Source organism: Parachitinimonas caeni, assembly GCF_030129945.1.
GTDB lineage: Bacteria > Pseudomonadota > Gammaproteobacteria > Burkholderiales > Chitinimonadaceae > Parachitinimonas > Parachitinimonas caeni.
Genome location: NZ_JARRAF010000032.1, coordinates 25,123 through 46,873, shown reverse-complemented (window position 1 = coordinate 46,873; position 21,751 = coordinate 25,123). Strand labels below are relative to the sequence as shown.

20 protein-coding genes and 1 pseudogene are annotated in these 21,751 nt (G+C 55.4%); 9 read left to right on the top strand and 12 right to left on the bottom strand.

Features of this window, described 5'->3' with window-relative positions; genetic code table 11:
- The first annotated feature begins 44 nt into the window (after positions 1–44).
- The 5 genes from PZA18_RS19180 (at position 45) to PZA18_RS19160 (ending at position 4,513) form a co-directional block, all read left to right on the top strand.
- A complete protein-coding gene (locus PZA18_RS19180) occupies positions 45–827 on the top strand; it encodes a substrate-binding periplasmic protein (RefSeq protein ID WP_284102488.1) in 783 nt (260 codons plus the stop codon).
- A gap of 141 nt (positions 828–968) precedes the next feature.
- Entirely contained in the window at positions 969–1,109 is a 141-nt protein-coding gene (locus tag PZA18_RS19175) for a hypothetical protein (RefSeq protein ID WP_284102487.1), read from the top strand.
- Positions 1,110–1,444: 335 nt separating this feature from the next.
- The gene (locus PZA18_RS19170) at positions 1,445–2,260 is read left to right on the top strand and encodes a substrate-binding periplasmic protein (RefSeq protein WP_284102486.1); all 816 of its coding nucleotides are present in this window, start codon (positions 1,445–1,447) and stop codon (positions 2,258–2,260) included.
- Between the two features lie 305 nt (positions 2,261–2,565).
- On the top strand, positions 2,566–3,501 hold the full coding sequence (locus tag PZA18_RS19165) for a hypothetical protein (RefSeq protein ID WP_284102485.1): 936 nt from the start codon (positions 2,566–2,568) through the stop codon (positions 3,499–3,501).
- A gap of 61 nt (positions 3,502–3,562) precedes the next feature.
- Positions 3,563–4,513, top strand: a complete 951-nt coding sequence (locus tag PZA18_RS19160; protein ID WP_284102483.1) for a hypothetical protein — start codon at positions 3,563–3,565, stop codon at positions 4,511–4,513.
- Between the two features lie 20 nt (positions 4,514–4,533).
- Here PZA18_RS19160 and rtcR read toward each other — a convergent pair whose 3' ends face one another.
- The 11 genes and pseudogenes from rtcR to PZA18_RS19110 all read right to left on the bottom strand — a co-directional run bounded on the left by rtcR (position 4,534) and on the right by PZA18_RS19110 (position 15,949).
- Positions 4,534–6,132 (bottom strand): RNA repair transcriptional activator RtcR, encoded by a 1,599-nt coding sequence (gene rtcR / locus PZA18_RS19155; protein WP_284102482.1) that lies wholly within the window; start codon positions 6,130–6,132, stop codon positions 4,534–4,536.
- A gap of 104 nt (positions 6,133–6,236) precedes the next feature.
- A complete protein-coding gene (locus tag PZA18_RS19150) occupies positions 6,237–7,025 on the bottom strand; it encodes a MetQ/NlpA family ABC transporter substrate-binding protein (protein ID WP_284102481.1) in 789 nt (262 codons plus the stop codon).
- Positions 7,026–7,127: 102 nt separating this feature from the next.
- A complete protein-coding gene (locus PZA18_RS19145) occupies positions 7,128–7,805 on the bottom strand; it encodes a methionine ABC transporter permease (protein WP_284102480.1) in 678 nt (225 codons plus the stop codon).
- On the bottom strand, positions 7,805–8,026 hold the full coding sequence (locus PZA18_RS25760; protein WP_456238576.1) for an NIL domain-containing protein: 222 nt from the start codon (positions 8,024–8,026) through the stop codon (positions 7,805–7,807). The genes PZA18_RS19145 and PZA18_RS25760 overlap by 1 nt, the downstream gene beginning before the upstream one ends.
- 57 nt (positions 8,027–8,083) lie before the next feature.
- Positions 8,084–8,815 (bottom strand): annotated as a pseudogene (locus PZA18_RS19140) (methionine ABC transporter ATP-binding protein); the annotation flags it as partial.
- Between the two features lie 277 nt (positions 8,816–9,092).
- Positions 9,093–9,773: a Bax inhibitor-1/YccA family protein gene (locus tag PZA18_RS19135; protein ID WP_284102478.1), complete on the bottom strand. Its 681-nt coding sequence runs from the start codon at positions 9,771–9,773 to the stop codon at positions 9,093–9,095.
- Positions 9,774–9,835: 62 nt separating this feature from the next.
- The gene (locus PZA18_RS19130; protein WP_284102477.1) at positions 9,836–10,363 is read right to left on the bottom strand and encodes a disulfide bond formation protein B; all 528 of its coding nucleotides are present in this window, start codon (positions 10,361–10,363) and stop codon (positions 9,836–9,838) included.
- Positions 10,364–10,644: 281 nt separating this feature from the next.
- Positions 10,645–12,105, bottom strand: coding sequence for a glycoside hydrolase 5 family protein (locus PZA18_RS19125; protein ID WP_284102476.1), 1,461 nt, complete (start codon positions 12,103–12,105; stop codon positions 10,645–10,647).
- Positions 12,106–12,251: 146 nt separating this feature from the next.
- On the bottom strand, positions 12,252–13,157 hold the full coding sequence (locus PZA18_RS19120) for an alpha/beta hydrolase (RefSeq protein ID WP_284102475.1): 906 nt from the start codon (positions 13,155–13,157) through the stop codon (positions 12,252–12,254).
- 272 nt (positions 13,158–13,429) lie between these two features.
- Positions 13,430–14,056: a TetR/AcrR family transcriptional regulator gene (locus PZA18_RS19115; RefSeq protein ID WP_284102474.1), complete on the bottom strand. Its 627-nt coding sequence runs from the start codon at positions 14,054–14,056 to the stop codon at positions 13,430–13,432.
- Between the two features lie 90 nt (positions 14,057–14,146).
- Positions 14,147–15,949 (bottom strand): ABCB family ABC transporter ATP-binding protein/permease, encoded by a 1,803-nt coding sequence (locus PZA18_RS19110; protein WP_284102473.1) that lies wholly within the window; start codon positions 15,947–15,949, stop codon positions 14,147–14,149.
- Between the two features lie 288 nt (positions 15,950–16,237).
- On the opposite strand from PZA18_RS19110, the gene PZA18_RS19105 reads away from it, so the two are divergent.
- The 3 genes from PZA18_RS19105 to trpC all read left to right on the top strand — a co-directional run bounded on the left by PZA18_RS19105 (position 16,238) and on the right by trpC (position 18,838).
- Positions 16,238–16,756, top strand: a complete 519-nt coding sequence (locus tag PZA18_RS19105) for a hypothetical protein (RefSeq protein WP_284102472.1) — start codon at positions 16,238–16,240, stop codon at positions 16,754–16,756.
- A gap of 262 nt (positions 16,757–17,018) precedes the next feature.
- A complete protein-coding gene (trpD, locus tag PZA18_RS19100; RefSeq protein WP_284102471.1) occupies positions 17,019–18,053 on the top strand; it encodes an anthranilate phosphoribosyltransferase in 1,035 nt (344 codons plus the stop codon).
- Positions 18,050–18,838, top strand: a complete 789-nt coding sequence (gene trpC, locus PZA18_RS19095; protein WP_284102470.1) for an indole-3-glycerol phosphate synthase TrpC — start codon at positions 18,050–18,052, stop codon at positions 18,836–18,838. The genes trpD and trpC overlap by 4 nt, the downstream gene beginning before the upstream one ends.
- A 137-nt stretch (positions 18,839–18,975) precedes the next feature.
- On the opposite strand, the gene PZA18_RS19090 is transcribed toward trpC, so the two are convergent.
- Positions 18,976–20,847: a ricin-type beta-trefoil lectin domain protein gene (locus PZA18_RS19090; protein ID WP_284102469.1), complete on the bottom strand. Its 1,872-nt coding sequence runs from the start codon at positions 20,845–20,847 to the stop codon at positions 18,976–18,978.
- Between the two features lie 456 nt (positions 20,848–21,303).
- Here PZA18_RS19090 and PZA18_RS19085 point away from each other — a divergent pair, with 456 nt between their 5' ends.
- Positions 21,304–21,624 carry a hypothetical protein gene (locus PZA18_RS19085; RefSeq protein ID WP_284102468.1) on the top strand — a complete coding sequence of 107 codons (321 nt, stop codon included), beginning with the start codon at positions 21,304–21,306 and terminating at the stop codon, positions 21,622–21,624.
- Positions 21,625–21,751: the final 127 nt, after the last annotated feature.

The following is a 21,751-nucleotide window of genomic DNA, read 5'->3' as shown; positions in this document are numbered from 1 at the left end:
TCGGCCCGGCGCGAGCGGAAACAAAACGTCAACAGAGCCTAGCCATGACAACCCGTTTATTTTTTCCTGCCCTGCTTCTGTGTTTTGCTGTCAACGTCGTGTTCGCAACCGAGCTGACGGCCTGTGATAACGATGAAGATTGGCCACCTTTGCTGTATGAAACGGAGCCGGGCAAAGGCAATACTCAGCTACGCGGCTTTTCCGTCGAGTTGCTGTCTGCCATCCTGGCGGAGCACGGTGTGCATTTGCGCATCGTCCGGCAACCGTTTGCCCGGTGTATGGCCGCAGTCAAAGCCGGCCAGTTTGATATGTTGCTGCATGCTTCCTCCAATCCGGTCCGGCTGCAGGACTATCATCTGACCCATCCCATCTTTTCATTGACCCCCGCCCTGCTCTATCACCGTACCCGACATAACCTTAGCCTGCTGAAGACAACACAAGTGCTCCAGCGCTATCGTGTTTGCGCCGTCAATGGCAGCAATGTGCGGGCGCTGGGTTTGTCCGAAGCGGCGGTAGACACCACCTCTTACACCATCGAGTCCATCATCGGTAAAGTGCTGCGCGACCGCTGCGACGTCTCGCCCGTGGTTGCCGAGGCTTTCCGCGCAACGGTGTTTAAAGACGAACAAGACAGGCCACGCCATTCAGAACTGGGTTTGCTCTATCCAAACTGGTTACCTCGGGTGAATTACCATGCCATGCTATCGCGCCAATTCGCCCAGGCAGATATGTGGCGGCAGAGAATCGATTCCAGCCTGGCGCAAATGCTGGTAGACGGCCGTTATGCCGCCCTGGCGGCGCGCTATGGTCTTGCCAGCAAGCCCTGATACAGCCCCCATCGGCCCAACGCCGGGCACACCCCTTATGGGCAAGGCAAACATTTGTTTTATTGTATAAATCCCTACCCCCTCACCAATGACTGGACTGCCCAAGGATAGGCACCCTTTTGCCTCTATCAATGCAGTCGAATGATTCATGATCAAACACCTGCTATCTGGCTGCGTCGCCATCGGCTACAGGGCCTGACTATCGACACTCACTTCTTCAAGCGCGTACTCCATTCCGCCCACCCCGGTAGCAACCGGATCAAGCCACATCCGTTTCAGTAGAGTTGTTGGCGCTTCTCTTGCAGGGTCCCCTGCTTCATCCCTCCACCCTCAGGCAGAAGGATGATGATGGATCAGTTCATCCTGTCTACCAGTCATTTGGATCAATGTCTGAGTCAGGATTATTGAAGCTCGAATAGTTCGGATAAGCCCTAACTCTCCTTGTCGGTGGCTTTCGACCACAATTAGACGTTCGTCAGACAGTCAAATCCTGACTATCTGTCCGCTGGTCAGAAAACCATATTCTTCTTAATTTTCCCGACATGATCGTCACTGGTTTCAGGTTATTCGCAGCTCTCCTGCTTGTTCTACTGAGCTTGCTGCCCACGGCACAAGCCATGAGCAATCGCTATCCCCCTGTCTTGCGTTGGGTATACATGGCCGACGCCGAGCCTATCAATTGGGAAGAAAACGGCATTGCCAAAGGCCTGGAAGTCGAAATCGTCGAGCAGGTAGCCAAGTCATTGGGTATTCGTGTCGAACATCTGTTCTACCCTTGGGCCAGAGCGCAGATGATGGTTGCCAGCGGTCAGGCTGATGGCATGATCACCACCCCGACCCCGACGCGATTTCAATATGCCGTTTTCGGGCGGGAAATGGTTATCCCCGAGTATTGCAACGTTTTTGTGCGCAAGGGTAACGATCGCATCATTAATGAAGTGTCACGCCTGGATGGGCTTGAAGACCTTCGCCATTACGAGTTGCTCGACTTTGTCGGCAATGGCTGGACCGAAGCATTCATGAGCTGGGGTTACACCATTCATAAGGTGCCCAAGCTGGAACAGCTGCCGTCCATGCTGGCTGCTGGCAGGCACGATCTGGTGGTATCTTCGTCCAGCTGGATGAATTGGTGGATCAACAAGAAAAACCTGCAAAACCAGATCGTGGAAATTGAAACCGACTGGCCCAACACGCGCATTCACTTTGTTGCCATGTTGTCGCGCAAATCTCCCTGGCTACAAACCGGCCTGCTTCGGGCCATTGACGAAGAGGTCGCCCGGATGAAGCGCACCGGTCAATGGCAGGCCCTTTTGCGCAAGTACAAGAACCCTCACGGCTTTGGCAAACCATTCCGCTCACATCTGGATGCGGCCTACGAAGCGCAACACCGTTTTTATACCGAATACGATCAATACCCCGCCTGGGTGCGTTGATCCGGGCTCTGCTCGCGGGGCCTCGTGCCGGAGTCCCCACCATCTCCGTTTTCTCCCTTCAACGCGATCGGCCTGCATTACCAGGCGCTTCCATCGCTGTTCACCCAAAACAACACTTCATGGTGTCGCCGTGCTGAGCGCCTGACCATCGGCCACGACTCGGGCATAATGCAGCCCCCCGATTATTTAATAGCTGGTTCAAGTGCTTAGGGTGTTGCCAGCCTTTGCGCTGGCCGAAATGCGACCGCCATCCGCCCCCGCAAGCGGGCAATACCCTGCTGCTCACTCTCGTTGACCGACCCGATATGAAATCCAAGCTTCTACCGATTATTTTCGCCAGCTGTCTGAGTCTCTCTACCGCACAGGCGGCCATCAGTATCAGTGCGGATGCAGCCACCCGGCATGCTCCAAACTGCCTGTTTTCCGATGAAACCAATACCTTTGTCCTGCCAGACATCCGGATCAGTGAAACCCGGACCAGTGAGTTGAACCCCGGCGATTTCGGCCTGTATATCAGCGAAGCCAATCAGGGCAAATTGATTGCCGGCACCGTCAAAGCCACTACAGCCAGCGGCAAAGACGTCACTGAAGTTATCTTTGGTCAACCTCATCCCAAGGCGAATACCAGCACCAATGGCCTGGTCTGGTTGACGGTACTGGCGCGCTCCAACGCAGCGACCGGGCCAGTAAAAATCACCTTGAGCGGCTTCCGGGTGCAGCCAAATGCCGATGTCAGCAGTGGTCAGATCTATGCCATTCTCGGTGGCGGCAACAACGCCAACCTTGGCAGCTGGCAGGGTGCCGGCATTGCGGCGCACCGACTGGCCGTTGCAGACATTGATCCGCGTACCTGCTTTGTGCCCTATCGCGTCAACCGTAGTGGCCGTGACACCAAACCTGGTCTGAGCATCACCTGGGATGTTGGCCGCAACCAGCACAAGGGCCGTGACCTCACCGTTTTTGTTGGGGCACAACTGCCGGATGGACGGCTGTTCCTGAAAAATTCACAAGACCAATGGCTGCCATTCGATCCCGAACAGCCCGCCCATTATCGCCAGATTGCCCAGGCACCAAGTCGCATCGACATTGGCATTCTGGATGGCAGCATCGACACCCAAGGACTCGCTGGTACACAGATTTTTGTCGGCTATGGCCTGGGCAGCGCCCTGTTTGGCAACAAGGTGCCGTTCGAGCAGATGCTCAATCAGTCCCTGTATTACCTTGTAGACCGCCTGAAGTAATCTACCGGGGCAGGTAGTGGTGGCCTGCCCCTTCGTTTTCTCATCCAGACCGACCAAAACAATGAAAATCATCAGCCCTGCATTACCCATCCTGACACTCTCCGCCATATTGTGGGCAGCCCCCGTGGCGCAGGCGGTTGAAATTGCTGTAGCCAGCAAACTGCCGAACATTGCCAGCCAGAACTGTCCGTTTCCTGGCGATCCGGAACTTGAGGCCACTTTGCCGGATATTCAGATCAAGGAAGCGGAACCGGGCGAGATAAAAAACGGTCGATTTGGCCTGTATTTGCCACAAGCTGCGCATACCCGCCTGCAAGGCGGCCGGATCAAGGTAACGCGTACCAGCGGTGCGGATATCACCAGCCGACTGTTTGGTAACGCCAATCCCCGCATCAACTATGACACGCCCGGCCTGGCCTGGGTCGAGTTAAGGCAAACGTCTACTGAGTTATCTGGCCCCGTCACCATCACCTTGTCGCAGTTCAAGGCCACGCTGCCTGCCGACGCCACGCTGACCGGGCCTTACACCGCAGTGATTGGCGGAGGGGATACGCCGGAACTAGGAGAAAATCTTGGCGCGCAACTGCCGGCAACGACTCTGGAAGTTGCCTCGATAATAGAAAAAGCTTGCAGCTCGTTACAAATCAAGGCGCAAGGCCCGCTCGAACGGCGTAGCCTGCAGCTCGCCATGCGGCCAGGCGATCTGGGCAGCGACCAGCCACTTGCCCTGTTTCTGGCAGCGCAGTTACCTGATGGCCGGCTTTTCATGAAGAACGCACAGGGCGCCTGGAAGCAGTTTGACGGCCACAACCCGGTCAGCGTCCAATCCGTGACGGCACCTGCTGGCGTGCTACGGTGGGACGTGCTGGATGGTAGTCTGGATGTCTCTGGGCTGCAGGGCACGCAGATTTATATTGGCTACGCCCTCGCCACCCCCGCTGCCGACGATGCTGCCTGGTTTGGGCAGATGCTGACTGCCAAGACACATGCCATGGCCTACATCATTCAGTAAGCATCGCCAGCAAACTTGCCTCAGTCCTCTGCAGGCTGACGGCGAATCCGGGCAAAATCCAGCTCGAAGCGCGCCAGATATTTACGTAAGCGATCCGCATCGTTGGCTTTGGCCTTTTCCTGACGAGACATGGCAAACAGCTTGCGCCCAGCTTCGGACAGCGAATGACATTGCTGGCAAACGCGAATCACACTCTCCAGCTGCATGCGGTCGAACAGATCGAGTTCGGCCGCTGCCTCCCCCAGCAACGCCTCAACTTCTCCGGCTTCGTCGCCACCGGCCCAGGTGCGTCGCAACCGATCAATCTCTTCATCCACACCGGCCTCGCTGATACGCCCGGCTTCAGCCAGCGTCGCCAGACGGGTGATGGAGGCAGAGAGCTCACGGAAGTTGCCCGTCCAGCGGGCATCCGATGAAGTCGCAAAGCTTAGATATTTGCGTTTCGCTTCGGTATTGAAGCGCACCTGCTCGCCATGTTCCTGCGCAAAACGGGCCAGCTCAAAATCGAGGTTGGGTTCAATGTCTTCCGCACGGTCTGCCAGCCCTGGCAGTTCAAATGTCCACATATTGATCCGGGCATACAAGTCTTCACGAAACTTGCCTTCCGCAACCCATTGCTTCAGGTCCCGGTGTGTGCCGGCTATCAGCTGGAATTCGCTTTCCACTTCCCGATCACTGCCAAATGGAAAGAAACGTTTCTCTTCAATCGCTTTCAGTAACATGGCCTGCTCATCGAGACCCAGTTCGCCAATTTCATCGAGAAACAGCAAGCCGCCGTCGGCAGCGCGCAACAGGCCGGCTCGCTCGGTCAGTGCGCCGGTAAATGCGCCTTTGACATGGCCAAACAGGGTGGACATGGCACTATCGCCACGTAAGGTTGCACAATTGACTTCGACAAAGCGCCCTGCCAGCTGCCGCCGTGACTTCTTCAGCTCGTAGAGTCGTCGCGCCAGAAACGACTTACCAGCGCCAGTTGGCCCGATCAGTAGCATGGGAGCCTTGGAGCGCCCCGCCACCCGTTCAATCTGCTCAATCATCCGGTTGAAGCGTGGGCTGCGGGTGGCAATACCCGACTTGAGAAACGACATCGTCTCGGCGTGTTCTCGGGCAAAGCGGGTAGCAATCTTGTCGTAGCGCGAGAGATCCAGGTCAATCACGGCATAGGTACCGCGCTGATCCTCCTTCTCTTTTCGAGGCGGGGACGTCTGAAGCAGCCTTGCTGGCAGGTAGTGCGCTTCCGTCAGCAGGAACCAGCAGATCTGGGCAACGTGGGTGCCTGTGGTGATATGGACGAGATAGTCCTCTTCATCGGTATTGAAAGAATAAGTGCGCGCGTAATCATGCAAGGCCGCGTAGACCTCTTCGAAGTCCCAGGGGTTACGCAGATCCACTTCTGTCCGGCACACCTCGGTTTCTGGCGAAATCGCGGCAATATCGTGCTTCACCCGCTCAGCCAGCCCCCGCATGCGCGAATCGTGCAGCAGCTCCAGCCGATGCACGATCAGATCATCCTGCTGGCAAAGCCCAACGGTCGGCCGCCATCGCTCCCAACGCTGTTGCGACTTACCGATATTGTCGAGTGTGGTACCCAGAAATCCGATAACAACTGTTTTGCGCATGATCACCGCTAGAAAATTCGATAAATGGACGATCTTCCATTATCCATTTATACAGGGTGCGCTCAAACCGGTTGCAGATTTCTGGATACTCAAGATCAGTTCACTCAGAACGCCGCAACCACCGCGCCCTGATATTTCGACTCGATGAAGCGCTTGGCTTCCGGGCCGTTCAATGCAGCAGCCAGTTGTTTGATCGCGGCACTATCCTTATTGTCTGGACGGGCAACCAGCAGATTGGCGTATGGCGAATTCGACTCGGCAAACAGGCTGTCACGTTTCGGGTTGAGCTTGGCTTCCAGCGCATAGTTGGCATTGATCAGTGCCAGATCCACCTGATTCAGGATGCGCGGCAGCGTCGCTGCTTCCAGCTCCTTGATTTTCAGGCGCTTGGGATTTGACGTGATGTCACGCACAGTGGTCTGGATGTTGTTGCGGTCCTTCAGCTCGATCAACCCGTTTTGCGCCAGCAACAACAAGGCCCGGCCGGCGTTGGTCGGATCGTTCGGAATCACCACCAGTGCCCCCTCCTTCAGATCGGCCACTTTCTTCACTTTGACGGAATAAGCCGCAAAAGGCTCGATATGCACCGGCTTGCTGGCAGCCACCAGCGTAGTACCACGATCCTTGTTGAACTTGTCGAGATAAGGGGTGTGCTGGAAGAAGTTGGCATCCAGACGCTTTTCCTGCACCTGAGTATTCGGCAGTACATAGTCGTTGAAAATCTTCACCTCCAGATCCACGCCTTGTTTGGCTAGCGTCGGCTTCAACGCCTGCAGGATTTCCGCATGGGGTACCGGCGATGCAGCAACCGTCAACTTGATGTTTTCGGCCAGAGAAGAGGCGGAGAAGCCAATCAGGCCAAGAGTGAATGCAATGTTTGCAAGACGCTTCATGGGTACTTCCTTTCAGATTTCGGTTTGCAGCGATAACAAGGCCCTGCCGAACCGAAGCGGTATTTGGCGAGGCAGGAAACAGTGGACGAAAACAGGGATGGCTCAGTCGAAGCGGAAGCGGCGGACCAACGCATCGCCAGCAGACTGCAGCAACTGCACCAGCATCAACAGCAAAGCCACCGTCACCACCATGACTTCCGTCTGGAAACGTTGATAGCCATAGCGCACGGCAAGATCGCCCAATCCGCCACCGCCAATCACCCCTGACATGGCGGTGTACGACACCAGAGCAACGGCCGTCACCGTCGCAGCGCCGATCAGGCCCGGCAGCGATTCAGGCAGGAGGACTTTGAAGATAATCTGCGACAAACAGGCACCCATGGCCTGGCTTGCTTCGATCACCCCGCGATCCACCTCCCGCAGGACGTTTTCAACCAGGCGTGCATAAAATGGCACCGCGCCAACCACCAGCGGCACAATCGCCCCAGCGACACCAATGGATGTACCAACCAGTAGCAAGGTAAAGGGGATCAGGACAATCAGCAGGATCACAAATGGCAGTGAACGCAGAACGTTCACCAGCAAGGACAGGGAGGCGTAAAGACGTGGCCGCGCCCGCAATTGGCCGGGGGCACTGAGATACAGCAGGATGCCGAGCGGCAAACCCAGCAAGACCGTGAACACTAGCGACACGCTGAGCATGATCAGGGTATCCAGCCCCGCTTCGCCGATTTCGACCCAATCCATCGCCAGTAGCTGGCTCCAACTAAAATCTGTCATCACAACACCTCGCACCGCACGCCCTCGCGTGCAAAGATTTCTGGCAAACGGGCTACCTCCACCGTTGATGCCATCACAGCCACCAGCAACTGGCCGAATGGTGTGCCTTTGATTTCAGATAGGGTGCCGCTCAACAGATTGACGCGCAGCCCCGCTTCTCGCCCGACCTTGTCGAGTACGGGTTCCAGCGTCGGCTCCCCCACAAAGGTCAGCCTTAGCAAAGGCCCGGCAATCCGCTCGCGCCAGGATGCGGGCAATACGCCATGCCCCAAGCCCGTCTCCGCCAGCAGGCTCCGGGTAACGGAGTGTTGTGGTTGCAGGAATACATCCAGCACCGGGCCGGCTTCGACGACCTTGCCATGGTCAATTACGGCCACTTGGTCACAAAGTTGCCGGATCACCCGCATATCGTGGGTAATCAGGACGATCGTCAGCCGGAGCTGCCGATTGATGTCTGCCAGCAGGGCCAAAATCGAATCAGTCGTTTCGGGATCAAGTGCCGAAGTGGCCTCATCACATAACAGCAGATCCGGTTGATTGGCGAGCGCTCGCGCAATCCCGACTCGCTGCTTCTGCCCCCCGGAAAGTTGTGCCGGGTATTTGCCCGAGTGTGCCGTCAGACCTACCAGCGCCAGCAATTCAGCAACGCGTGCGTCCATCTGCTGCGCGGAAAGCGTGCCTGCCAACTCCAGAGGAAAGCGCACATTGGCCGCCACCGTTCGCGAGCGGAGCAGATTGAAGTGCTGGAATACCATGCCAATGCGCTGGCGTCGGGCCTGCAATGCACTCTCCGACAAGGTCATGAGCTCCTGCCCGCCCAGACAGATGCTGCCGCTATCGGGACGCTCCAGCAGATTGAGGCATCGAATGAGCGTACTTTTGCCGGCACCAGATCGCCCGATAATGCCGAATATGCCGCCTTCTTCAATACACAAACTGACGTCGTCCAGCGCAACCTGCTGTCGCCCGCCGTGACTGAATGTTTTCCTGAGGGATTGAACTTCGATCATGATGTCTATCCAGCGGGCCATTGGCCCACTGGCAATTTACAGAAGCCTGTTGATGGGCAGCAGTCTAGGCACACCATTTACAGAGATTAAGGAATATAAAATAAATTTTTTATTTCTTTTTGAAATATATCTAGCCAAATGAATGATTCGTGCATCAGGAAATACTTGATCCGAAAGCAAAAAAGCCATGCATCTGGTTAGGATGCATGGCTTTTTTTGAGAGATGCCAACTTGCCGTATTGGGGAAATCCGACCCCCGACGGCTGGCGACGACTGCTTACTTGCGCTCGCCGCTGAAAGCCATCAGCAGGTTGAGCAGATTCACGAACAGGTTGTAGATGTCTAAGTAAATCCGCAAAGTGGCACTGACGTAGTTGGTTTCACCGCCATTTACGATGTCACTGACGTCATACAGGATGTAACCCGAGAAAATCAGCACCGCAATGGCTGACAATGCTAGAGACATCGCCGGGATCTGGAAGAAGATGTTTGCCAACGACGCCAAGAACAGTAACACCAGACCAATGAACAGGAATTTGCCGATGAAAGAGAAATCCTTCTTGGTTACCGTCGCGATACCTGCCAGCGTAAAGAAAATGGCAGCCGTGCCGACACCCGCCATGCCAATCAGCTGAGCCCCGTTCGAGAAACGCATGGCCACTTGCAGGATTTGCGACAACCACAGGCCCATGAAGCCAGTGAAAGCCAGCAACAGTACCACCCCGAGGCTGCTGTTCTTGGTTTTTTCAATGGCAAAGAAAAAGCCGAAACTCACACCGAGGAACAGCAGAACGCCCCACATCGGCTTCATTGCAAAATGCATCGACATACCAAGCCACGCACCCAGCGCCGTGGGCAGCATGGTCAGGGCAAGCATCAGATAGGTATTGCGCAAGACCCTGTTGCGTTCCAGCACCGCGCCACTTGTGGGCGAGAAAACGACAGATTGGGGTTGCATAAGGTATTACTCCTGAATTGAAAACACGTTGATGAAATAGATTATGGCAAATGCAGAAAGTTTCAACCGGCTTTCGCAAGCGCCTTCCAGCGCGCCAGGCTCAATAGCCACGCGGCCGCGAGCATACCAATAAATCCCACGAGCACCCATACCGGCATGGAAACCCCGAGCAACGTGAAATCGATATTGCCGCACTCACTGATGGGCTGGAACACCGTCGGCGCCCACTCCGGCATCCCTGGTGCACGCAAATCAATGGGGAAAGGCAGGTTTGGCGTGCAAATTGCCTCAGCCTCTTTCGGTCCGTATTGCAGCCATACATGCTTGCCGGCCGCATAGAACCCTTCAACTGCCGCCAATGTTTGCAGGCTCACCACTACAGCAACCCCAGGCTTTGACGCAGGTTTCCATAACAGGCCCAGCAAAGATGCCAAACCAAAGCCAATCACCGCGATACGTTGATAGATACACATCAGGCAAGGCATAAGGTAGTGATAGATCTGCTCATACAGGGCATAGCCCATCATGCCAACGCATAGCAGCACCAAAACAAGCTGGCCAATACGCCAATGGCGGGCCAGATTGGTCAATCTTGAAATCATGCAGACGATCCTCTTTGTCGAAGGCCAGGATAATACCGGACGTGCAGGCAACTGTTGCCAAAGCGTCAGAGCTTGGTAATCGACCAAGCGAGAAAGTTCGGCAGGCCCCCTGTATGCCATTTAACGCCATTCAGTCAACCGCGCTCACACAGCCTCTGCCCGGTACGATCGAAAGTAAGAAATCATCTGGACATTTTGATAAGTGGGCACGTGACAACACCCTGCACCAGGCAGGGTGTTGTCAACGTAAGCAAAAAGTCTTGAGGGCGTCAATTTGCACTGCAGCCTGCGGCAACCCGGCCCGGCCCAGGCGAGTGGGCATAACTACACCATTCAATGCCTTGCGGTATTGACTGCACAAACATCTCGTACCGACCGGCACCAACCGCGGAGTTCGGCCATGTGATGTTTGTTCCACTGTCAACATAGGTCGGGATGCCGGCGTAACTGGCTGTTTTAGGCAAGTTGGCAATAGCAGTGGCCCTATCCGGGCTAACCGTTGGCCAGGCGGCCGTCGTCAGCCCCATGAACATATCGTTCGAAACCCCGGCAACCGACTTCTTGATCGGCTCGTCACCATATTCGAAGAACACCGCGCCAAGATTGTTGGCGGCTGTCGAACGCTCAAGCGCCTTCTTCCAGAACCAGTTAAACCAACGGCGGTTGTAGAGGTGATCGTCCTGATCATGTACACCTACCTCGCCAATCAGAAAGGGCTTCTGATAAGCCTGGGTCAGGGCAGTAACCTGGCTGTACAGCGCGTCGTAGCTATTTGCAGGGGTTGAAGGATCCCCACGATAGCCTGCATTGACGGTAAGAAAGTCCACGCGATTGCCGAGAAACTCCATCAGCCGACTTTTTCCATCCGAACCTAACGCCCATTTGCTTGGATCATCTACCGCCGCGTAGGTCACCAATGCGGCTGGACACTCCTGGCGCACCGCATCTGCCGCCTTACGTACCGCCTGTGCTCGAATTCCATTTGGGTCATTCAATAAATCGACATCAAATTCATTGCCGACGGTATAGGCCAGGATTGCAGGATGCTGGCAGGTTTCACGAATCAAGGAACGCACCTGCGAATCATCGTAAGATTTAGAAAGATAATCCGTTAAAACAGGGTAAATAACTTTCATGCCACGACTATTGGCAGCATCCAGAAAATCCGTATGTCGTTTTCCTGTTGGATTAACGTTATACAAGCGCAAGGTGTTAACACCCATTTTCTGCATATCATCCAGATCAAATTGCCACTGACTTTTCAGCGCTGCATTGTATTGATTATTGGCATCGGTATTGATGGTCAATAACCCAAACGCATCGTCGTCATTGCACGGTGATTGCCAGTCGCCAACAGCATACTGATTCGCTGCCATACAGAGCCAGCCACCTTTGCCATATTGCCATCCATACTGACTGGACGATTTGATTGAGTTACCCGGAAAGGCACGGGACTCCGGAGAATAAACCATGCCACGAACAAAGAATGGCTGGCCATCAACATTCAACTGCATATTTGAAATAGTGGCTGCTTGTGCTGAAGCAACAGCAACAATTCCGACCATTCCGAGCATTATATTTTTCACTGCAGATCCTTTCATGGCAATCATCGGCGCATTCATTTTCTGGCTTATTCCAGGCCAGAATGCACTGGCGTTATGACAAAACATGCCCGTTAAGTGACCGCCAGAATGGATCAGTTCAAATAATATGATGTAAATTTTTACCAAAGCGCTAAAAATTCTGAAAAGTTCAGCCAGTTGGCTTCAAGTCTGTCACCCTGATTGAACAGAACTTGTCAGAAATGGTTGACGCACCTACCAGTCAAGCCACGCCGCCTCCCGCCCCAACGATCGCTGAACTGCGGGGCTTCCCCTCAACTTCCGTCCCCCGCGATGAAGCGCAATGCAGCCAGAATCGTCTGTTCCGACTTTAAAATGCGCCGGTGACCCAAGCCTTGGGTGGCCAACCACTCCGCCCCTCGCCAACCATTGGCAATGGCTCGACCGATTGCGACACCGACTTCCTTGTCGTCTTCGTCATGAATCACCAGCGCGGGCAATTTCGCCCGTGTCGCAGCCTGAATGGCATTAACGTCATCCCAAAGCAGCCCCAGGCGCGTTTCCAGCTGTCGCTGCATGGCGAGCCGCAGCCGATCCGGCAAGCGCAGGAGGCTCGTGAATTCTTTGGCGTAAGCATGCAAATCGGCACTTGGCGATATCAGTACCACTTTGCCCACCGATAATCCGGCGCTGACCGCCAAGGTCGTCGCACCGCCGCCCAGCGAATGTGCAATCACGGCATCGGTTGGTCCAATGCTGGCCACCAGCCTTTCCAGCGCATGCCAGAAGTGCAATACCGATGATTGCTGTCCGGTGGACAAGCCGTGGCCGGGCGCATCAATGGCGTGGACTTCATATCCCGCTGCGAGCAATGGCGCGATGAAGTAACCCATCTGCGTCGCTCTCCCACCCCAGCCATGCATCAGCACCACCCGCCCCTTATCGGCACGTCCCCAGCGATAGGTGCGCATGGCCTGCCCATTCCATTCCGCGATTGGTAGCCCAGCGGTGTGTAATTGGCCATGTTGCGCCTGCTGCAACCATTGTTGCTCCATAGCCGGAAATGCATGACGAGGGGGTCTCAGGAACATGCGAATCGCCAGTCTGGCGGCAAGGGACTCCGATAGCTCATCCAGTAGCACCAGCGGCGTTCTGGCGGCAAACAGTCGCACAGAGTTACGAACGTTCGTGCTTATTTTTGGTGAAATCACGGCTGTCATGGCCAACCTCCAGTGAAGTGTATGAGAGGAGTAAACAGTCTGATCCGCAGATCAGCTCAGGTATTGCAAGTCAGGGCCTTGCGGACGGCACCAAGGCTTTAGCTCTGTTGACGCTCTGCTTTCGGATCGCATTGCGTCGAATTTGTGTCTGATGCACGGCGAAAAGCGCGTCGCCTGGTTAGTAAGCCACGCTGCCATTAACGTAAGCAACAGGCCCCAATCCGGTGAGACGCTCCGGGCCGGCGTAACCGGAAACAAAACGTCAACAGCGCCTAAGGTCGGTCAGGGTGTGACTTGACCGAGCAGGCATCAATCAGCCGTTCCAATCCTGCCAGTGCACGATTACAAGCCGATGCATCGCCCAACAGGCGGGCATGATGATGTGCCGACAACACCAGTCCAAACAGCTCGAAAGCAAACTGGCTGGTATCCACCTCCGGTGACAACTCGCCGGTTTCGATGGCGATCTCGGTTGCACGTGCCAAGCTCGCAAACCAGCTTTTCTGCTCACGCACCAGATGGTCGTGCACGATCCCTGGTCGGTCATCAAACTCGGCAGCGGCCGCGAGAATCAGGCAGCCGCCGGAGGCTTCGACATCCGCCCCCCAACCTACCCAGCCTTTCAGTAACGCCCGGATACGAGCCAGCCCACGTGGCTCGGCAAATGCTGGTCGAACCACCTGCTCAACAAATCGCTCCTGCGCCGCCTTGATGACTGCCAGCTGCAGCTCTTCCTTCGAACCAAAGTGGGCAAACAAACCGCTTTTGGACATCTGCACCCGATCCGCCAGCGCACCAATGGTCAGTCCAGTCACACCGATTTCGCGTGCCAGCTGAATCCCGGCATCCAGAATCACGCGCTGGGTTGCTTCACCTTTGGATAATGTTTGACGGATCATTGGGAAGGCCCTCAAAAGTTGAACCGGCTTGTGACCTTACCTTAACTTGCCTCACAAAAATAGCACGATCGTTCGGGCTATTCAAGATCATCAGACAACCGGTTCTTCTGCGCTGGTTTGTTGCTGCAGCGCCCACATCCTGGCGTATTGTCCATTCAGATCAAGCAGCTCGCGATGGGTGCCGCGCTCTATCACCCGCCCCCCCTCCATGACCAGAATCAGATCGGCCTCAACAATGGTGGACAGGCGATGGGCAATCACCAGCGTCGTGCGATTGGCAGAAATGGTAACCAGCTCGGCCTGAATGGCCTTCTCTGTCTTGGAGTCCAGGGCGGAGGTCGCCTCGTCGAAGATCAGGATCGGTGGGTTTTTAAGGATGGTGCGGGCAATGGCCACCCGCTGCTTCTCTCCGCCGGACAACTTGAGGCCGCGCTCACCAACCACCGTATCAAACCCATCCGGCAAGCTTTGAATAAAATCGTAGATATGCGCCGAACGGGCAGCTTCGATCACTTCGTCACGACTGGCACCCGTGTTGCCGTAAGCAATGTTGTAATAAATGGAATCGTTAAACAGCACCGTATCTTGTGGAACAATACCAATGTGCGCGCGCAAACTGGCTTGCGTCAGCGCCCGCAAATCCACGCCGTTGATAGTGATCCGGCCACTACTTACGTCATAGAAGCGAAACAGCAGGCGTGACAAAGTCGATTTTCCTGCCCCGCTGGCACCTACCACAGCCACTGTTTTCCCTGCCGGCACTTCAAAGTCCACCCCGCGCAGAATCTGCCTGTTAGTCTCGTAACCGAAGTCCACTGCGTCAAAGCGAATGGTCGCCGCTTGGGTTTTCAGGGTCTGTGCATCAGCGGCATCTTGAATCTCGGTATTTTGCGCCAGCAAGCTGAACATTTTTTCCATGTCCGTCAGCGCCTGCTTGATTTCGCGATACACCATGCCCAAAAAGTTCAGTGGCGAATACAACTGCAGCAAAAAGCCGTTGACCAGCACCAAGTCCCCCAGCGTCATCGTGCCTTTGGCCACGCCGTCAGCGGCCAGCCACACCAGTGCGGTCACGCCGCTGGCAATAACGGCTGCCTGCCCGGTATTCAGAATCGCAAGACTGACTTCATTCTTGATGGCTGCCTGTTCCCACTTGCCCAGACTCTCGTCATAGCGATTGGACTCATAGCGCTCGTTGCCGAAGTATTTGACCGTCTCGAAGTTGATGAGCGAATCGACCGCTTTGACATTGGCCTTGGTGTCCAGCTCGTTCATGGCGCGCCGCGTCTTGGTTCGCCATTCGGTCACACCCAAAGTAAATGCAATGTAAACCGCAATGGTCAGTAAGGTGACGCCTGCAAAACGCCAGTCATATTGAGCCACCAGAATTGCCGTTACCAAGGCAATCTCGACCAGGGTCGGCAGGATGTTGAACAGCATGAAGTTGAGCAGGGTCGAAATGCCGCGCGAGCCGCGTTCGATATCCCGAGTCACGCCGCCAGTCTGGCGGTTGATGTGAAAGCGAAGCGACAACCGGTGCAGGTGCTCGAATACTTTGAGTGCCACCCGCCGGATCGCTCCCTGAGCGACTTTGGCAAAGATGGCATCGCGCAGCTCGCCAAGCGCTGTCGCGGCAAGCCGCAACGCGCCATAGCTGAAGATCAGTGCCAGCGGCACAACCAGCGGCGAGGACTTTGGGTCCAGGCCATCAACGATGCCTTTAAGAACAACCGGTACAGCGACGTTGGCAAATTTGGCCAGCACCAGCAATGACAAGGCCAGAATTACCCGCATCCGATACTGCCAGACATAGGGCAGCAAGGTGCGCAGGGTTTTCCAGTCATTTCGGGGGAATTCGGAGGTGGGGGTGGCTTTAGGTAAGGGCGGGGTCATGAGCGCGCTCGAAGAAGGTATCTCGCCATGATGAAGGCGATTCGCCTAGAATCAAGCACTCTTTACAACTCCTACTCACTCTGGGGAACCTATTGTCATGCTGTGGTTACTACTTGAAGCAGGTGTTGCGGTTTCTTTGCTGATATTCATTGTGTGGTGGACATTTCCCAAAAAGCCGCGCAATAACAATAAGGATGGTGGGCGCTCCTGACCCCATTTACCAATCTGGTTGATGTGGGGTTGCTAGCACTCGAAATACGCAGCAGTTCAATCCTCAAGGAGGCAAGCATGCGCGAAATCGAGAGTCATAGCCTGATGTTTGCCGGCGTCGGCGCCATATTGGGTGCGGCCCTGCACGTTGTTGCCCTGATTGGCGGACCGGAGTGGATCGCATTCTTACGTGCCCCCGCTGCAGTCGTCGAATCAGCGCGACAAGGCACCTGGCTCGCGCCAGTTGGTTGCCTGTTTATTGCCGGCTTGATGACCGGTTGCGGTTTATATGCTTTCTCTGGTGCGGGGGTCATTGGTCGCCTGCCTTTTCTACGAGCGGGCCTGGTTTCCATTGCTGCGGTCTGTCTGCTGAGGGGTATGATCCTGTTGCCCTTCCTGCTTTACCGGCCGGAGCTATTCGACAAACTGCCGGTGTTCGACGTTGTGGCCTCGCTGGTCTGGTTCATGATTGGCGCCGCGTATGCAATCGGCGCCTGGCAGATCTGGTATCGCACCGAGCGCATTTTCGTGTTCGAACCGGAACGACCGACCACCTTCGGTTACAACACCCACTTCAAGACCCGGCTGTTCAAGTAGCCGACTGGACAACATCGCGGAAAACCTGCCAATCGCTGCTTTCCGCCTTATTTCCGGGTACTTTTGCACAGATCGTTCCAATCAGCGACAATCCAAAGAAAGCCGGCACCCTGGTTCCGGCTCTGCTTTATCAACAACCCATTCAAAGCCGTTCCCGCCACGCCAGCTCGCCCGAGCCAGGCGGAGCACGAGAACTTCAACTGACAGCCAGGCACTTTGAATGGGCCCTTGCATTTCTACCCGCTTTTTCGAGCCAGCTTCCATGATTACTGCCAAAGCGGCCCTAAACCGCCTCATAGACCAGAACGAACTGTTTTACGACGAGATGCTGTCGCTGATGCGTCAGATCATGCAGGGCGAAATCAGCCCCGTACAAAGCGCCGCCATCCTGATGGGATTGCGCGTAAAAGGCGAAACTGTCGGCGAAATCGCTGCCGCAGCAGCGGTCATGCGCGAGCTATCCGCCAAAGTCGAAGTCAACGATCGCCGCCATCTGGTAGACACCTGTGGCACGGGTGGCGACGGTGCCAGTACGTTTAATATTTCGACAACCGTTGCCTTTGTCGCCGCTGCTGCAGGTGCCAAAGTGGCCAAACACGGCAATCGCAGTGTGTCATCCTCATCCGGCAGCGCCGACGTGCTCGAAGCTCTGGGTGTGCAACTGACCTTGACCCCGGCCCAGGTCGCCAGCTGCATTGACGAAGTCGGCGTTGGCTTCATGTTCGCCCCGAATCACCATAGCGCCATGCGCCATGTCGCTCCGGTACGACGCGAACTGGGCGTCCGGACAATTTTCAATATCCTGGGCCCTCTGACCAACCCTGCAGAAGCTGAAAATCAGGTCATGGGCGTATTCCACCCGGACCTGGTCGGCATTCAGGTACGCGTCCTGCAGCAGCTGGGAAGCCGCCACGTTCTGATCGTACATGGCCATGATGGTCTGGATGAAATTACCTTGTCCGGCCCCACCCAGGTGGCTGAACTCAAGGATGGCGCCATCACCGAATACACCATCGACCCACAACAATTCGGCATCAAACTCTGTGATCTGTCAGCGCTAAAGGCCCGGGATGTCGCAGAATCGCGCGCCAAGATCGAGTCGGTGCTGGATAACGAAGCCGGCCCCTGCCGTGACATCGTGGTCCTGAATGCCGCAGCGGCCATCTATGCCGCAGGCAAGGCCGCTTCGCTGGCCGATGGCGTCCTGATCGCGGCTGATGCCATCAGTTCAGGCGCTGCGCGCGCCAAGTTGACGGCGCTGATCGCCGCCACCCGTCGTTTTGCGGAGGTCGCATGAGCGATATTCTGAAAAAGATTCTGGCGACCAAAGAGTACGAGGTCGAACGGGCCCGCAAGAAGATCCCGCAAACTGCCCTGCGTGACGAAGCGGAAAGTCGTCGTGACCAGCGCGATTTCGTCGCAGCCATTCGTGCCAAGCATGCATCCGCCCAGCCCGGCGTTATCGCCGAGATAAAGAAAGCCTCGCCCTCAAAAGGCGTTATCCGCGACCCGTTTCATCCTGCAGATATCGCTGCAGACTACGCTGATCATGGTGCCGCCTGCCTTTCTGTTTTAACTGACGTCGAGTACTTCCAGGGAGCACCCGAGTACCTGCGTGCTGCCCGTACCGCCTGTCCGCTGCCTGTGCTGCGCAAAGACTTTCTGATTGGCGAATACCACGTTTACGAAGCTGCCGCGATGGGCGCTGATTGCATCTTGCTGATCGTGGCGGCACTCGATCTGAGCCAGCTACGGGACATGGAAGCGCAAGCGCTGGCACTGGGAATGGCGGTGCTGGTGGAAGTACACGATGCCGCAGAGCTTGAGCAGGCCCTGCAGCTGAAAACGCCGTTGATTGGGGTCAACAATCGTAATCTGCGCACTTTCGAGGTTTCGCTCGACACAACACTGGGCTTGCTGCCGCAGATCGGCAAAGACCGGATCGCTGTTACAGAGAGTGGCATCCTGGCCAGACCAGATGTCGATCTGATGCGCAATCATGACGTCAACACCTTTCTGGTTGGTGAAGCCTTCATGCGTCAACCTAGCCCCGGCAAAGCGCTGGCCGCTTTGTTCGGCTAGGCCGGCACCCGCAAGCGAGGTCTGCAGCCATCAAAACAAACGGCCCTGAACCGAAGTTCAGGGCCGTGCTATTTGCAAGGTTGCTATGGGTAGCAGTCAACCGCCAATAGCCATCCTTTCAAGAGTCGATCAGCGGATCATTGCCACGTCCACTGTTGCGACCAACCCCCGTGGGCACCCCAAAGGTGGGCATCCTGACCATCGAACGCACCCCACCAGCTGTCCTTGATGTCCAGCGCCTGATTCGGTGCACCCGCCAAGCGGAAGGAATTGTTGGCGCCACGCATCCAGCGCTGGCCTGCTGCCAAGCTGCAGTCGGCCAGAACGATTGCAGTGCCATCGCCCGTACCGCCTGCTGCCTCGGCGCATTTTGCAGGCGCTGCTTGCGGACGCAGACGGCCCAGATCATCCTGCCACCAGCTCTGGCTGCTGGCGCCATTGCATGACCAATGGTGAACCGAAGTACCGTTGTTGGTGTTCCGGCCTTCCAGGTCCAGACATTTGCCCTTGCCATTGACCAGTCTGCGATAAACCGGCGTTGCTGCTTGGCTAGTCGTGGCGCTGGCCGTTACGGTGAGATAGCCTGGCGCGGTCACTGCTGGGCCAAGGTATTCGAGAATTGCACCGCCATCTGCCACAAACAGATCACGCTGACCATTGCCAGCAACCGTTGCCACCAAGTTCCGCTTGCTGTCGTAAACATTCAGTACGTTTGTGGCGGCCGCAACATTCCCTTGTACCCGTAGCGATAGCGCTGCGGCACCGGGGATGTAGAGCGAAGCATTGTTGGCATTAACACCAGCCCGCCATTCGGTCGCGATGCTATTGAATGACTGCCAGTCGCCTTCCTTGGCCATATCGGAGTAAGCCAACCAAGCAGTCTGACCTGCCAGCTTGTCTTTCAGCATCCGGTTCTGGTAAGGCGTTGCGGGTACAGCAAAGCGATAACCAGGGTACTCCCGGGCGCAGGCATTGACGCCACCTGTCCAGGTTCCCTGCGCCACGGTCACTTTCCAGTCATCGGCGTCTTGTAGATTCTGGCAGGCATAAGGCAAGACACTGGCACACACTGCATCGTTCCAGCGACCATTTCCACCAACCTGGGCGCAATGTTCTGCAGCCTGGTAGTTGTTCGGCTCGCCGGGAGCCCAGTTCCAGACCGCTGCGGCAAATTGCGCATCGTCCCAGCGATCCGCATCAATGATCTGGATACCACACGCCTGCATGCCCGGAATATTGCTGGCATCAATAGTACCCGTTGAGTCCACCCATGAATCCGGCAGCAGGTCTTTGCCAAGCTTGTTATCGGAAATGGTGTAAACGTGCTTGCGCGGGTCGATCGGCAAACCATCCATGGTGCAATTGGCAACATCTACGAACTTGGCTTGACGGGAATTCCAGCCCGGCTGCGCACCAAATGCAAAATCGGCCTCGTTCCAGATCAGTTTGTTGTCGTAAATCTCATTGGCAGACTTGACGATCACACGCTTGCCCTTGGCAACCATCTCGCGTGGGGTTTCCCAACGGCCCGCTGGTTTGTCCGAAGGCAGATACAACAGGTTGCCAAAAATGGCCTTGAGCGGCCCTTCTACTGCAGCCTGATTGGCTACCCGATCTTCCAGGTCAATAAACACAATGTCTTTGGGGTTGCGCAACAACCATTCCTGAATCTTGCGAAGCTCACCTGGGTAGCTGTCGTCAGCGCTATATATCTGGCCGCACTTGTTGTGACACAACTTGACGGTGTCGCCGTCCCAATGCAGATCTAGGTCGATATTACGTACGCCGCCTTCCAGAAGTTTGTCCATAGGCAAACGCTGATTAGCCCAGGTGGCACTGGAGTCATTCCAGGCATTGTGAGCCCCCAGATACTGCAAACGGTTCAGAGGCGTGTCGTCTTGTAGACGAATGGCGCCCTGAATGGCAAAAGTCGAATCGGCGGCAAAAGCAGTGGCAGACAAGGCGGTACATACAGCAGCCAGCAGCAGGTGTGGTCGGATTTTTGGCATTTCTCTCTTTCAACAATTAACGCTGTGCAATCTCGATATTCTGAATTAATTGAACGACTTGTCGCATCAGAATGACGGCGGGCTAGATTGAAGCAGATATCGGTCGAATGAGGTAGTACCAAGACATCGATTTGTCATGTTTTTCTATTGGCGCTTGCCCTAGTTGGGACAAAAACAACAGAAATCATGATCTTGACAATGCAAACAACTGGTGGCTCACCTCGGGCTTCAAACTTTGGACCAAAGATCAGCACCATCCCTCAATATTCGCAACTGACGGTTAGTCAGGTAATTTGAATACCGCACTCGCTGCAGGGCCAAGGTACACAACCACTCAAAGGCGCCTGCCCATGCCGCCGGTTAGCACTTGATCCTGACCTGCAACAGCCAATTGCAGCCTCCGTAAAGCAATTTCATTACAAGCTTTTGATTATCAACAAATATTATGAATTGCCAATGGCCCATCACTGGAAGATACTGCCGCGGCATCTACCGGAAAACTGCTTAGGTTTTCTTTGTTCATTTCATCTTTCAAACAGAACGGATCCCATGCTCGTTTATCAACTAATGCCGCTTGCTGTCATGATTGTGGGTACCTTGATGTATTCCAGCGAAATAGAAAACTCAACCATTGCTACGTTCTGGATCGTATTCATCGTTGGCCTGGCCTTTTTCCTGGTAATTCGCATGCCCTTTGCGGGCCTTCTATTTACGGGCTTTGTTGCTTTCTGTTTGATCGCCAAAGGTCGGATGGCGCAATACTCGTCAGACTGGTAATTCATGCCGGGAGGCGTTCTACCTCCCGTTTGCTCCCCTCCGGTTTCATCTCAGATCTCGCCCTGGCACTGTTGACGTCTGGTAGCCGAGACGTCACAACAATGTCATCTATACGTCCACATAGGTT

Coding starts and splice junctions, on each gene's coding strand:
- PZA18_RS19180 (WP_284102488.1), top strand. CDS start 45: ATGACAACCCGTTTATTTTTTCCTGCCCTGCTTCTGTGTTTTGCTGTC.
- PZA18_RS19175 (WP_284102487.1), top strand. CDS start 969: ATGATTCATGATCAAACACCTGCTATCTGGCTGCGTCGCCATCGGCTA.
- PZA18_RS19170 (WP_284102486.1), top strand. CDS start 1,445: ATGAGCAATCGCTATCCCCCTGTCTTGCGTTGGGTATACATGGCCGAC.
- PZA18_RS19165 (WP_284102485.1), top strand. CDS start 2,566: ATGAAATCCAAGCTTCTACCGATTATTTTCGCCAGCTGTCTGAGTCTC.
- PZA18_RS19160 (WP_284102483.1), top strand. CDS start 3,563: ATGAAAATCATCAGCCCTGCATTACCCATCCTGACACTCTCCGCCATA.
- rtcR (WP_284102482.1), bottom strand. CDS start 6,132: ATGCGCAAAACAGTTGTTATCGGATTTCTGGGTACCACACTCGACAAT.
- PZA18_RS19150 (WP_284102481.1), bottom strand. CDS start 7,025: ATGAAGCGTCTTGCAAACATTGCATTCACTCTTGGCCTGATTGGCTTC.
- PZA18_RS19145 (WP_284102480.1), bottom strand. CDS start 7,805: ATGACAGATTTTAGTTGGAGCCAGCTACTGGCGATGGATTGGGTCGAA.
- PZA18_RS19135 (WP_284102478.1), bottom strand. CDS start 9,773: ATGCAACCCCAATCTGTCGTTTTCTCGCCCACAAGTGGCGCGGTGCTG.
- PZA18_RS19120 (WP_284102475.1), bottom strand. CDS start 13,157: ATGACAGCCGTGATTTCACCAAAAATAAGCACGAACGTTCGTAACTCT.
- PZA18_RS19115 (WP_284102474.1), bottom strand. CDS start 14,056: ATGATCCGTCAAACATTATCCAAAGGTGAAGCAACCCAGCGCGTGATT.
- PZA18_RS19110 (WP_284102473.1), bottom strand. CDS start 15,949: ATGACCCCGCCCTTACCTAAAGCCACCCCCACCTCCGAATTCCCCCGA.
- PZA18_RS19105 (WP_284102472.1), top strand. CDS start 16,238: ATGCGCGAAATCGAGAGTCATAGCCTGATGTTTGCCGGCGTCGGCGCC.
- trpD (WP_284102471.1), top strand. CDS start 17,019: ATGATTACTGCCAAAGCGGCCCTAAACCGCCTCATAGACCAGAACGAA.
- trpC (WP_284102470.1), top strand. CDS start 18,050: ATGAGCGATATTCTGAAAAAGATTCTGGCGACCAAAGAGTACGAGGTC.
- PZA18_RS19090 (WP_284102469.1), bottom strand. CDS start 20,847: ATGCCAAAAATCCGACCACACCTGCTGCTGGCTGCTGTATGTACCGCC.
- PZA18_RS19085 (WP_284102468.1), top strand. CDS start 21,304: ATGGCCCATCACTGGAAGATACTGCCGCGGCATCTACCGGAAAACTGC.